Here is a 12,118-nt window from a genome sequence, read left to right on the forward strand (position 1 = left end):
GCGTTGTTTCTCTCGTGTCACGTGGATTCCTCTCCCCGGAGGATACGCGCAGTCGCCACATGCCGTCGGGCCACCTCTCCGGACACATACCCTTTCTTGGTTTTCTTCTTGTGCTTGCGTGGATGCTTGCGCAGTCTGGCCGGATTGACGTTCGCCGCCATCCTCAACAGCGTGCGGCTCAGTTCAGTCGCTGACTGTGTTTCGAACTCTTCCCACTCCGCTTCTGGCACGGCAATCATCATGCCGCTGTAGGTGGTTCTCACTTCATCCGCTATGTAATAGGAGGACACCTGGAAGTTCGCTGCCTCCAATCGATGCTCAGTCTCCACCGCTGACTGCAGCACCGCCAGGATGTTGTAGCTCATGCACGCCACGCTGAACGCCAGCAGCGCCGCACGCGGGTTGCCCAGTCCGGCCACCTCGCTTTGAAACACTGCTTCGAGGCGACCGAACATGCCTTCGATGCTCCAGCGGCGTCGGTAGAGCCTCGCCACGTCCAGGGCTCCCATGCGCTCCTCGGGCACATTCGTCAACAGGCGGATGACTGTTTCTCCGTCCTCAGTCGGCTCATCCAAATGCAACTCCACACGCCGCAGTGCCAACTGTCGTCCTGTCTCGTCCTCAATCCGGACGGCCTGCTCGAAAACGAGCCCCGTCTCCACACGCCCCACCTCACGTGGCGGCCCCACCACTGTCGGATTGGGAGAGACTCCATGCTCTCGGATGATGAAGGCGGCCTGCTTGTCGTGAATGGCGAAGAGAATGCCCGTGGTGGAGAAGTTCCTGTCGGCCAACCACAACTCTCCCTTGCGCACCTGCTCGAGGACGGGCCCCATCAGGGCGCGCTCCTGTGCGTGGGCATCCTCGGCGGGCACCATGTCCACCACCAGGTCCAATTCCGGCGCATACACCACCAGCGACTGCCCTGGCAGTGCCGCACCCCGGAAGCCTCGCAATGGCTTCAGTCGCTTTTCGCTCGCCGCCAGGTGGTTGCCATCCAGCACGCGCACCCGGTAGCCCGCGGCCCACGGCGTCTGCTGCGCCTTCATGAACTTGACTACCGGCACCAGTTTCTTGGCGCCCTCGCGCACCAGCGCACGTCCTATCTCCGGCTCGGTGCGATTCACCTTGTCGTACAAGGCCGCCAGCGACACTCCCAGGTCGGTGCGGGCCTGAGCCGCCGCATGCAGCGACGGCTTGAGGCCCAGGGCCACCAGGGCCATGAGATCCACCACCGTGGAGAAGAGCAGCTCGCGCGTGTACTGCTTGTCGCGGTACTGCTCGAACAGCTCTTCCAGCCACTGCCGACTCAGCGCCTGCTGCATCAGCAGGCGCGCCATGACCGTCAACGGGCTTTGCTTCGTAAAGCGCTCGAATACAGCATCCAGGGCCATGGTCCTTTCCTCCGGAGTAGTCCCTGAAAGATGACCTCGGCGGTAGTTCCGTGCTGCACCCCCTGATTACAGCCTGCTCCCTCGCTCGCTTCCCTTGCCGGGTAGTATCATTCTCCCGACCTTGAAAGTGGTGGGTCTCAGGCTCACCCGATCAGCGCTTCAACTTGAGGAGCCCGGCGTAGGGCAGGCCGTCCCCTGATGGTGGTTAGGCGGGGGGGGAATGGAGCACCCTGTGTTTCCTCGCCCGCGGCGGTGTACCCGGAGAGCCGCATCTCGGCCGTCAGGCGGGTAGGGAAGCCGGGCCCGGCTCGTGCACAGTGCGCGGGCATGAACCGGAAGCGATGGATTCGATGGGCCGTGGGGACGCCGCTCGTGGTGCTGGGGCTGCTGGTGGGCCTGTGGCAGCTCTCGAAATCTTGGACGTTCCAGCTCTTTGGCGAGTTCTACCCCCGGGTGGAGACGTCCGAGAAGGTGGTGGCGCTGACGTTCGATGACGGGCCGAGAGCGGGCCAGACGGAGGAGATCCTCGGCATCCTGAAGCGGCACGAGGTGAAGGCCAGCTTCTTCATGGTGGGGCGGAACATCGAGCGCCACCCGGAGCTGGCGGCGCGGGTGCTCGCCGAGGGGCACCAGGTAGGCAACCACTCGTATTCGCACCACCGGCTGGTGCTCAAGTCGCCGGCCTACGTCCAGGAGGAGCTCGACAAGACGGACGCGCTGCTGCGCGGGCTGGGGGTGCAGGGGGAGATTCTCTTCCGGGCGCCGTACGGCAAGAAGCTGGTGGTGCTGCCGTGGCTGCTCTCGCGGAGCGGACGGAAGCACATCACCTTCGACGCGGTGTCGAGGGACGACGAGACGCAGGACGTGGGGCTGCTGACGTCGCGGGTGATGGAGTCGGTGCGGCCGGGCTCGATCATCCTGTTCCACGATGGGGGGCAGGAGAAACCCGGGACGGTGAAGGCGGTGGACCTCGTCCTGGGGAATCTGAAGGAGCAGGGCTACCGCATCGTGACGGTGTCGGAACTGCTGGCGCTCGGAGGTGTCGCTCCGGCTTCCACGGTGCCCCCGGCGAACTGACTCAGGGCTCCGAGGCCGCGGCGGCGGGAGTCACGGCCGGAGCCCGCCCCCGGATGCGGAGCGAGAAGTCGTCACGGTCCTGGGCGGCGAGGGCGAGCGTGTTGATGCGATGGCGCTCGCGCGTCTCGGCGAGGCCCACGTCGGAGTCGATCAACCCCAGCGAGAGGGCGAGCGCATCGGAGTAGGCGGGCAGGAGGGTGCGGTGATCGTAGGGGACGTTGGTCTCGCTGACCTTCTCGAGGTGCCGCACGAGGTTGGTGGTGCAGTTGCTGGTGAACGAGTTGTAGAACTCGGGCCGCGCGTGGAGGTCGTTCATGCGCTGCACCATGTCGAGGAAGAAGGCGGCGGTGCGCTCCTGGGAGGCGCGGACGGGGTAGAGGTAGACGTCATCGCGGCGGTGGTTGCTGCGCAGCTGGATGAGGTCGCGCTCGTCGCCGGCGACGTAGATGATCTCGTACTGGCGGAACAGGCCTCCGAGGACTGAATACGTCTCACCACGCTCGCGGCGGATCTCCACGGAGAAGGAGAGGAAGCGATCTCCGGAGAACTCGAAGCTGACCATGGTGTGAGCGGCGCCCTCGAAGCCGGAGAAGGGCTCGACGATGAACCAGGCGCGGACGAGCTCGCGGGTGTCGTAGGTGGCGGAGTACCAGGCGGCGTCCCAGTCGGTGGTGCTGCGGTAGCGGAAGTCGCGGATGTCGTGGAGGGTGACGCGGGAGCCCTGCATCTCGGCGCGGGAGGCGCGGACGAGATCCGGGGCCCAGTCGCGGGTGATCGAGGGCTGCACGGTGCGCGTCCAGGCGAACACGCTGGCGCAGAGCACGGCGAGCGTCCCCAGCGCGAGTCCACGGGAGCCCAGGCTCCAGGCGAGGCCCACGGCCAGGACGAGCACCAGGGCCACGGCATACCGCCACCAGGGGATGCCCTGGGGACCCCCACCGGTGAGGAGGACGGCGGGGACGAGCCACGCCATGCCAAGGGCGAGGAGGACGAGCGGACCGGCGAGGGAGAGAAGGCGCATGAACGGCCGGGAGTATCGGTCATGGCCCTCGGGTCCGCAGCATCGGTGGAAGCCTTCCCGCCAGGACAGCGAGCGGACGGCCAGCCTGGCTCATGCGGCGTGTGAATGCCTCGCATCGAGGTCCGCTCGAAAGGGTGACACACACGAGGAGGCTTCACGTGAACGCATGGAAGAAGGCTTGGGTGCTGGTCCCCGCGCTGATCCTGGGCGGGACGGCTTGTGTGACTCCCGGCAAGAGGACCGCCACGGGCGCGGCGGCGGGAGCCATCGTGGGAGCGGGAGCGGGGGCGGTGGCGGGAAGGAGTTGGGAGGGCGCGGCCATCGGGGCCGGGGTGGGAGCGGTGGCGGGCGGAGCCGTGGGCAACTATCTCGACAAGCAGGCGCGAGAGTTGGAGCAGGTCGCGGAGACCCGTCGAACGGAGCACGGCATCCTGCTGAACCTGCGGAACGATCTGCTCTTCGACACGGACAGCGCCGTGCTCACCGAGAGCGCCATCGCCCAGCTGACGCGCATTGGCGACATCATCGCGAAGTACCCGGAGGATCACCTCCGCATCGAGGGCCACACGGACAGCCGGGGCACGGTGCCCCACAACGAGGCGCTCTCGCTGCGCCGCGCCGAGGCCGTCGCGCGCGTGTTGACCTCACGGGGCGTAACGCCGCGGCAGATGCTGGTGCTGGGCATGGGCGAGTCGACGCCGGTGGCCTCGAACGACACCGATGCGGGCCGCTCCACCAACCGCCGCGTCGAGATCCACATCGCTGTGCCGCAGGCGCCGCCCGTCTGAGTCCACTGGCGCTCATCCAAGCCAATCTCGTTTTCCTTATCTTCCTTTTTAAGATAGGAGAGCGGTTCTAGGGGGCACCTGCCACCGGCCCCCGAGGAGAGCGAGATGAGAGTCCTGAACCGGCTGCTTGGATTGGCGCTGTTCGCATCCCTGCAGGCCTGTGGTCCGCAGGAGGAAGTGCGGGCCGACGAGGTCATCGGCTCGAGCACGCAGGACATCCAGCTCTCGATCAAGAACGCCGATCCGAGCGTCATCCGGGTGGACAGCACCTATATCTCCGCGGAGGTGGACGCCGGGCGCATCTACGTGCGGATGGCCTCCTCCGTGAATGGCCTGGCGAGCGCGGTGCGCCAGCAGGTCTGGGGCAATCCCAGCGGCTGGGCCGAGGTGTGGGCGCCGGAGATCATCAAGGACGGCACGACCTATTACATCTATTTCACGGCGGGGGCCGGCAGCGCCCACCGGATGTATTACATCAAGTCCACGTCGCCCAATACGGGCTACTCGGCGGCGGGGCTGATGAGCCTGCCGGACAACAAGTGGGCCATCGACGGCACGGCGTTCATCTACAACGGGCAGCGCTACTTCGTCTGGTCGGGCTGGGTGGGGGACACCAACGGGGAGCAGACGCTGTTCATCGCGCGCATGACGAGCCCGACCACGGTCTCGGGAGCGCGGTACGTCATCTCGCAGCCGCGCGAGTGGTGGGAGAAGGTCGACGTCAACCCGCCCACGCGCGTCAACGAGGGCCCCGAGCCGATCATCGATCCGAGCGGACAGCTGCACATCGTGTACTCGGCGAACGGAAGCTGGGACACGAACTACTGCCTCGCGGATCTGCGGCTCCGGGCGGGAGGGGATCCGACCTATGTGTGGGACTGGTACAAGTCCAACGGCTGCCTGTTCGGTTCCAACGGCGGCATCATGATGAGCGGATGGAACGCCACGCTGTACGCGAAGGGCGTGGGCCATCACTCGTTCGTGTTGCTCAACGGAGATCCGAACACGAGCCCGCCCGCGGGCCCGCAGTTCCCGCTGGCGTTCCACGGCGTGCCCAAGAACGAGTATCCGAGTCCGTTCTGGTCGGGCCGCTACTGGTACTCGGGGACGTTCCAGTGGTGGGGGAACATCACCTATACGCGGGGCACGGCGAGCAACACGGGCTGGAGCCTGAAGTTCTACGAGTAGCTCCCTCTCCCTCTGGGCAGGGGAAAAGCATCTAAAGGGCAAGGAAATCAGTGACTTGGCAGGTGGCCCACCTGCCAGGTCAGACAGGCTCCATAGGGTGGCTCCCATATGGGGGCGGCAATGGGGCAGGGCGAGGGAGAGGGCGGGCAGGTCGTTGAGCTGATTCTCAAGCACTTCGGCACGCTGAGGGACCCGCGTGTGGCACGCACCAGACGGCATGCACTGCTCAACGTGCTGGTGATGGCGCTGTGTGGAGTGATAGCCGGGGCAGACGGGTGGAAGCAGCTGGCGCTGTTCGCCAGGACGAGAGCCAGATGGTTCGCCACCTTCCTGGAAATTCCTCACGGAGTGCCCAGCGCGGACACATTTCGCCGGGTGTTTTGCGCACTCAGGCCCCAGGCCTTCGAGGTGTGCTTCCGCAGCTGGGTGCAGGAGATGGCCCAGACACTGCGCGAGGAGGTAGTGGCGGTGGACGGCAAGAGCGTGCGAGGCGCCTTGGGCAAGGCGCTGGCGGGCTCACCGCTGCACCTGGTGCACGTGTGGGCCACGCAGCAGAGGTTGCTGCTGGCACAAGCGGCGGTGCAGGGGGCGCCCGGGGAGGTGAAGGCCATACCCGAGCTGCTGGCGCTGCTGGACTTGAAGGGGGCGGTGGTAACGGTGGACGCCAACGGGTGCACGGCCCAGGTAGCCCAGGCCGTGGTGCAGGCCCAGGCGGACTACGTGCTGTGTCTCAAGGGCAACCGCGGGCCGCTGCACGCGTATGTGCAGGACTTGTTCGCCCCAGTGCGTGAGGGCCAGGCGCGTGCCCGGGTGGACTCCCACTCTCGCAGCGAAGAAGAGGGGCATGGCCGGCACGAGGTGCGCAGTGCCTGGGCTGTTGCCCTCAAGCTCGAGGCTTGTCCCAAGTCGGCCTCCACATGGCCCAAGCTCAAGACGGCCGTCATGATGCGGCGTGAGCGCACCCAGGGCGGCAAGACGCAGGTGCAGTGGCACTACTACCTCACCAGCCTGCCACCCAAGGCGCGCAAGCTCGCCCGAATCATCCGCACCCATTGGGGCGTGGAGAATGGCCTGCACTGGAGCCTGGACGTGTGCCTGGGCGAGGACTCGCGCCGCATTCGCGACCACAGCGGCGCTCAGAACTTCGCGCTGCTCAGCCGCATGGCCCTGACCGCTCTGCGGCGCGAGTCGACGGAAAAACCGGGCGTGCCCAGTCGACGCAAGCTGGCCGGCTGGGACAACGATTATCTGCTACGCGTCTTGATGGCCGTATTTACTGACCTTTAGATGCGTTCGCCCTGCCCAGAGGGAGAGGGCTGGGGTGAGGGTCTACGCTCGCGCGAGATGCCAACCACCGACGAACAAGAGCAGGGAGTCCGGCGGGTATACGGGGAGATCGCCGAAGCCTACGAGGCGTTCTTCCCGTCCCTGCACCGGTACGAGGGGAGGGTGGAGCGGTTCCTCGGGGAGGCGGTGTCGCCAGGCCGCCGGGTGCTCGATGTGGGATGCGGCCCGGGGCAACTGACGCGCGAGCTCGACCCGACCGTGGAGGTCGTGGGCCTGGATCTCTCGCCCGAGATGATCGCGCGGGCGAGACAGGGCCGGCCGTCGGGCGAGTACCGGGTGCACAGCTATCGCGACCCCGTACCCGGGGAGCTGGGCCGTTTCGATGTGGCGCTGGCGGTGGGGTGCCTCGACTTCTGCGATGACCTGGCGCGGACGCTGGGCCACGTGTCCGAGGCGCTGAAGCCCGGAGGGCGCCTGCTCTTCACGGTGCTCGAGCGCCGCCCGGGGCTGGAGGGGCACGAGGAGGCCTGGCGCCGGATCCACACGGCGGACCAGGAGGTGACGCTGTACTTCTGGTCCTTCGCGGAGACGGCGAGGGCCCTCGAGTCCGCGAGGCTCCTGCCACGCACCTACGGGCACGCGCCCGGCTGGGTGCAGCTGATGGAACAGCGGACGATGCACTTCGGCTGGTGGGACGTGGAGCGGGGCTGAACGGACGTGTCCCGATCCGTCCTGCGGGGTAGGGCGGGAGGAGGGCTGGCGCGCCCCGTTACTCCAGGCGGAGCGCTGTTGGGGATTGGATCCGATAAGTCAGGCCGCTCGGAGGGCGGCTGAACGTCCTTGACGCGAGGGGCCAGTGTTGCAAAGCATCCGCCGCCCACAAGGTCACACCCTTCCCAAGTGTCAGGAGCTTCGTTCATGGCCCCTCCGAGCGGCGAGAAGATCACCCTGAAGAACGGCAAGCTGTTCGTGCCGGATCACCCCATCGTCCCCTTCATCGAGGGTGACGGCACCGGCCGCGACATCTGGCGCGCCTCGCAGGCCGTCTTCGACGCGGCGGTGGAGAAGGCCTACAAGGGTAAGAAGAAGATCTCCTGGTTCGAGGTGCTGGCCGGCGAGAAGGCGTTCAAGACGGTCAACAACTGGCTGCCCGACGAGACGGTCACCGCGTTCCGCGAGTACCTGGTGGGCATCAAGGGCCCGCTGACCACGCCGGTGGGCGGTGGCATCCGCTCGCTGAACGTCGCGCTGCGCCAGATGCTGGACCTGTACGTGTGCCTGCGCCCCGTGCGCTACTTCAAGGGCGTGCCCAGCCCGGTGAAGACCCCCGAGAAGGTCGACATGACCATCTTCCGGGAGAACACCGAGGACATCTACGCCGGTATCGAGTTCGAGGCGGGCAGCGCCCAGGCCGCGAAGTTCCTCGAGTTCCTCAAGAAGGAGTTCCCGAAGGACGCCGGGAAGATCCGCTTCCCGGAGAACGTGGGCATCGGCATCAAGCCCGTGTCGAAGGAAGGCACGGAGCGCCTGGTGCGCGCCGCGATCGAGTACGCCATCGCGCACAAGCGCAAGAGCGTGACGATCGTCCACAAGGGCAACATCATGAAGTTCACCGAGGGCGCCTTCCGCAAGTGGGGCTACGACCTGGCGGTGCGCGAGTTCGGCGACAAGGTCTACACCTGGGATCAGTGGGAGGCCACCAAGGCCGCCAAGAGCGAGGACGCCGCCAACGCCGAGCAGAAGGCCGCGGTCTCCGCCGGGAAGATCATCATCAAGGACTCCATCGCGGACATCACCTTGCAGCAGGTGCTGACGCGTCCGGACGAGTTCGACGTGATCGCCACGCTCAACCTCAACGGTGACTACCTCTCCGACGCGCTGGCCGCGCAGGTGGGCGGCATCGGCATCGCGCCGGGCGGCAACATCAACTACGTCACCGGCCACGCCGTCTTCGAGGCCACCCACGGCACCGCGCCCAAGTACGCGGACCAGGACAAGGTGAACCCGGGCTCGGTCATCCTCTCCGGCGAGATGATGCTGCGCCACATGGGCTGGCACGAGGCCGCGGACCTGATCATCCAGGGCATGGACAAGGCCATCGCGAACAAGACGGTCACCTATGACTTCGCCCGCCTGATGCGTCAGGAGAGCCAGGGCAACGTGACCGAGGTGAAGTGCTCCGAGTTCGGTCAGGCCATCATCAAGAACATGTAGTCGTCACGAGGAGACAAACCACATGGCTCACACCAAGAAGAAGATTGGTCTCATCGGCGGCGGTCAGATCGGTGGCAACCTGGCCCTGCTCGCGGTGCAGAAGCAGCTCGGCGACGTCGTCCTCTACGACATCCCCGTGGCCGAGGGCCTGGTCAAGGGCAAGGCGCTGGACATCAACCAGCTGTCCGCCGTGGACGGTTACGACTGCCGCGTCACCGGCACCACCGACTGGAAGGACGTGGCCGGCTCGGACGTCGTCATCATCACGGCCGGCGTGCCCCGCAAGCCGGGCATGAGCCGCGAGGACCTGCTCGACGTCAACCTGAAGATCATGCGGGACGTGGCGGCCAACATCAAGCAGCACTGCCCCAACGCCTTCGTCATCAACGTGGCCAACCCGCTGGACGCGATGGTGTTCGCGCTCCACAAGATCGCCGGACTTCCCAAGAACATGGTCGTCGGCATGGCGGGCGTGCTCGACACCAGCCGCTTCAAGTGCTTCGTGGCCGAGGCGCTCGGCTGCTCCATCCGCGACGTCGAGGCCCTGGTGCTCGGCGGCCACGGTGACGACATGGTTCCGCTCGTGCGTCACAGCACGGTGGGCGGCGTGCCCCTCACCCAGCTGATCGCCAAGGACAAGCTGGACGCCATCATCGACCGCACCCGCAAGGGCGGCGCCGAGCTGGTGAACCTCTACAAGACGGGCAGCGCCTACTTCGCTCCCGCCTCCAGCTCCATCGCCATGGCGGAGAGCTACCTGCTCGACCGCAAGCGCGTGCTGCCGGCCGCCGCCCTGCTCGAGGGGCAGTACGGCATGAACGGCTACTTCTTCGGCGTCCCCACGCAGATCGGCGCGGGCGGTGTGGAGAAGATCATCGAGGTGCAGCTCAACGAGTCCGAGAAGGCCGAGCTCAACAAGTCCTTCGAGTCGGTGAAGAAGACCGTCGGCGAAGTGAAGCTCTAGTGCACATCCCCTCTCCCGCTGGGAGAGGGTCAGGGGGAGGGTCTTCCCCATGTCCCGCGTGACGGCCCTCACCCCCCGTCCTCTCCCAGCGGGAGAGGGAGCCAGCGGGGCTGATGCCGGAGATGGAGTGGGCTTATCCCTCCGCTCCGGTAATCTTTGCGGCTCGCTGAATTCACCAGTTAACTAGCCGGTAGCATTCGCACCGGAGGTCCGAGCGCCGCACTCGCGGAGTGGCGGCGCAGGCCCTGCCCCCCAGAGGCGTCTGGTCCTCCGGTCACCAAGGAGACGCAGCATGGCAGCAGCAGCGCGGTTCACGGTGGTGGGCGGCGGACTCGCCGGGCTGATGACCACCATCAAGCTCGCCGAGGCCGGTCACCAGGTCGACATCCTGTCCCTCGTGCCGGTGAAGCGTTCCCACTCGGTCTGCGCCCAGGGCGGCATCAACGGCGCGGTGAACACGAAGGGGGAGGGTGACTCCCCGGATATCCACGTGAAGGACACGCTGCGCGGCGGCGACTTCCTGGCCGAGCAGGTCTCCGTCAAGGGCATGTGCCATGCGGCCCCGGGCATCATCTACCTGCTCGACCGCATGGGCGTGACGTTCAACCGCACGTCCGAGGGTCTGCTGGACTTCCGGCGCTTCGGCGGCACGCTGCACCACCGCACGGCCTTCGCGGGCGCCACCACCGGCCAGCAGCTGCTCTACGCGCTGGACGAGCAGGTGCGCCGCTGGGAGGCCGAGGGGCGCGTCACCAAGTACGAGTACTGGGAGTGGCTGGGCACGGTGAAGGACGGCACGGGCCGCGTCATCGGCAGCGTGGCCATGGATCTGCGCACCAACGAGATCCGCACCTTCCCGGCCGAGGCCGTGTGCCTCGCCACGGGTGGCCCGGGCATCGTCTTCGGGCGCTCCACCAACTCCATCATCAACACCGGTACCGCCGCCGGCCGCGCCTACATGGAGGGCGCCATCTACTCCAACGGCGAGTTCATCCAGGTGCACCCCACCTCCATTCCGGGTGAGGACAAGCTGCGCCTGATGAGCGAGTCGGTGCGTGGCGAGGGTGGCCGCGTCTGGGTGCCCCGGAAGAAGGGCGACACGCGCGACCCCAAGGCGATCCCCGAGAGCGAGCGCTTCTACTTCCTCGAGGAGAAGTACCCCAAGTACAAGAACCTGGTGCCGCGCGACGTGGCCACCCGCGAGATCTTCACGGTGTGCCGCGAGCTGGGCCTGGGCCTGGACGGCGGCGACGCCGTGTACCTGGACGTCACGCACATCCCGGCCCACGTGCTCACCGCCAAGCTGGGCGGCGTGATGGAGATCTACGAGAAGTTCGTGGGCGATGACCCGCGCCACGTGCCCATGAAGATCTTCCCGGGCATGCACTACTCGATGGGCGGCCTGTACGTGCGCTTCGAGGCGGATCCTCAGACGCAGACGCCGCTGGTCGGCAGCCCCGTCAACCAGTCCACCAACATCCCGGGCCTGTACGCCGCGGGCGAGGCGGACTACGCCTACCACGGCGCGAACCGCCTGGGCGCCAACTCGCTGCTCTCCTGCATCTACAGCGGCATGATCGGCGGCCCGGCCATGGTGGCCTTCTCCAAGAGCCAGTCCAAGAGCGCCGACGACGCGGACCACCAGAAGTACTTCGCCGACGCGCAGAAGTACTGGGCGGATCGCTTCGCCACCATCAAGAAGATGGACGGCAAGGAGAACGCGTACGGGCTCAACAAGGAGCTGGGCGACCTGATGACGGAGAACTGCACCGTCGTCCGCTACAACGACCGGCTCAAGAAGGCGCTGGAGAAGATCCGCGACTTCAAGGAGCGCTGGAAGAGCTGCAACGCGCTGGACACCGGCAACGTGGGCAACCGGAGCATCTCCTACATCAACCAGCTCTGGAACATGTTCGAGCTGGCCGAGGTGATCGCCAAGAGCGCGCTGCTGCGCGACGAGAGCCGCGGCGCCCACTACAAGCCGGAGTTCTCGCTGCCCGAGCCCAAGGTGAAGGATCCGACGAAGGATCCCGAGTGGATGGCGCTGTGGAAGAAGCGCCACGAGAAGTGGGCCAAGACGACCATGGCCGCCTACTCGGCCGAGGGTCCGCAGATCACCTATCAGGACATCCCCACGCCCGTGCTCGATCCCGAGCCGCGCTGGTACGCCTAAGGAAGGGACGGA

The 12,118-nt window shown here is 66.5% G+C and carries 10 protein-coding genes; 8 read left to right on the forward strand and 2 right to left on the reverse strand.

The genetic code is table 11. From position 1 onward, the window contains the following. Positions 1 to 17: 17 nt before the first annotated feature. The gene (locus NR798_RS22165; protein WP_375765120.1) at positions 18 to 1,394 is read right to left on the reverse strand and encodes an IS4 family transposase; all 1,377 of its coding nucleotides are present in this window, start codon (positions 1,392 to 1,394) and stop codon (positions 18 to 20) included. 327 nt (positions 1,395 to 1,721) lie between these two features. On the opposite strand from NR798_RS22165, the gene NR798_RS22170 reads away from it, so the two are divergent. After that, positions 1,722 to 2,471, forward strand: a complete 750-nt coding sequence (locus NR798_RS22170) for a polysaccharide deacetylase family protein (RefSeq protein ID WP_375773478.1) — start codon at positions 1,722 to 1,724, stop codon at positions 2,469 to 2,471. Position 2,472: 1 nt separating this feature from the next. On the opposite strand, the gene NR798_RS22175 is transcribed toward NR798_RS22170, so the two are convergent. Next, entirely contained in the window at positions 2,473 to 3,492 is a 1,020-nt protein-coding gene (locus tag NR798_RS22175) for a DUF4105 domain-containing protein (RefSeq protein WP_375773479.1), read from the reverse strand. Positions 3,493 to 3,650: 158 nt separating this feature from the next. Here NR798_RS22175 and NR798_RS22180 point away from each other — a divergent pair, with 158 nt between their 5' ends. The 7 genes from NR798_RS22180 (at position 3,651) to sdhA (ending at position 12,106) form a co-directional block, all read left to right on the forward strand. After that, the gene (locus NR798_RS22180; protein WP_375773480.1) at positions 3,651 to 4,280 is read left to right on the forward strand and encodes an OmpA family protein; all 630 of its coding nucleotides are present in this window, start codon (positions 3,651 to 3,653) and stop codon (positions 4,278 to 4,280) included. Between the two features lie 105 nt (positions 4,281 to 4,385). After that, complete coding sequence (locus NR798_RS22185; protein WP_375773481.1) at positions 4,386 to 5,468, forward strand: glycoside hydrolase family 43 protein; 1,083 nt, start codon at positions 4,386 to 4,388, stop codon at positions 5,466 to 5,468. 120 nt (positions 5,469 to 5,588) lie between these two features. Continuing rightward, the gene (locus NR798_RS22190; protein WP_375773482.1) at positions 5,589 to 6,755 is read left to right on the forward strand and encodes an ISAs1 family transposase; all 1,167 of its coding nucleotides are present in this window, start codon (positions 5,589 to 5,591) and stop codon (positions 6,753 to 6,755) included. A 57-nt stretch (positions 6,756 to 6,812) separates the two neighbouring features. Next, a complete protein-coding gene (locus NR798_RS22195; protein ID WP_375773483.1) occupies positions 6,813 to 7,466 on the forward strand; it encodes a class I SAM-dependent methyltransferase in 654 nt (217 codons plus the stop codon). A 207-nt stretch (positions 7,467 to 7,673) separates the two neighbouring features. Then, entirely contained in the window at positions 7,674 to 8,969 is a 1,296-nt protein-coding gene (icd, locus tag NR798_RS22200; RefSeq protein WP_375773484.1) for an NADP-dependent isocitrate dehydrogenase, read from the forward strand. A 22-nt stretch (positions 8,970 to 8,991) separates the two neighbouring features. Further along, on the forward strand, positions 8,992 to 9,933 hold the full coding sequence (gene mdh, locus NR798_RS22205; RefSeq protein WP_375773485.1) for a malate dehydrogenase: 942 nt from the start codon (positions 8,992 to 8,994) through the stop codon (positions 9,931 to 9,933). Between the two features lie 292 nt (positions 9,934 to 10,225). Next, positions 10,226 to 12,106, forward strand: a complete 1,881-nt coding sequence (gene sdhA / locus NR798_RS22210; protein ID WP_375773486.1) for a succinate dehydrogenase flavoprotein subunit — start codon at positions 10,226 to 10,228, stop codon at positions 12,104 to 12,106. The last annotated feature ends 12 nt before the right edge of the window (positions 12,107 to 12,118 follow it).

It is taken from the genome of Archangium gephyra, from assembly GCF_042230915.1.
GTDB lineage: Bacteria > Myxococcota > Myxococcia > Myxococcales > Myxococcaceae > Archangium > Archangium gephyra_B.

Coding starts and splice junctions, on each gene's coding strand:
- NR798_RS22190 (WP_375773482.1), top strand. CDS start 5,589: ATGGGGCAGGGCGAGGGAGAGGGCGGGCAGGTCGTTGAGCTGATTCTC.
- NR798_RS22170 (WP_375773478.1), top strand. CDS start 1,722: ATGAACCGGAAGCGATGGATTCGATGGGCCGTGGGGACGCCGCTCGTG.
- NR798_RS22175 (WP_375773479.1), bottom strand. CDS start 3,492: ATGCGCCTTCTCTCCCTCGCCGGTCCGCTCGTCCTCCTCGCCCTTGGC.
- NR798_RS22195 (WP_375773483.1), top strand. CDS start 6,813: ATGCCAACCACCGACGAACAAGAGCAGGGAGTCCGGCGGGTATACGGG.
- mdh (WP_375773485.1), top strand. CDS start 8,992: ATGGCTCACACCAAGAAGAAGATTGGTCTCATCGGCGGCGGTCAGATC.
- NR798_RS22165 (WP_375765120.1), bottom strand. CDS start 1,394: ATGGCCCTGGATGCTGTATTCGAGCGCTTTACGAAGCAAAGCCCGTTG.
- NR798_RS22185 (WP_375773481.1), top strand. CDS start 4,386: ATGAGAGTCCTGAACCGGCTGCTTGGATTGGCGCTGTTCGCATCCCTG.
- icd (WP_375773484.1), top strand. CDS start 7,674: ATGGCCCCTCCGAGCGGCGAGAAGATCACCCTGAAGAACGGCAAGCTG.
- sdhA (WP_375773486.1), top strand. CDS start 10,226: ATGGCAGCAGCAGCGCGGTTCACGGTGGTGGGCGGCGGACTCGCCGGG.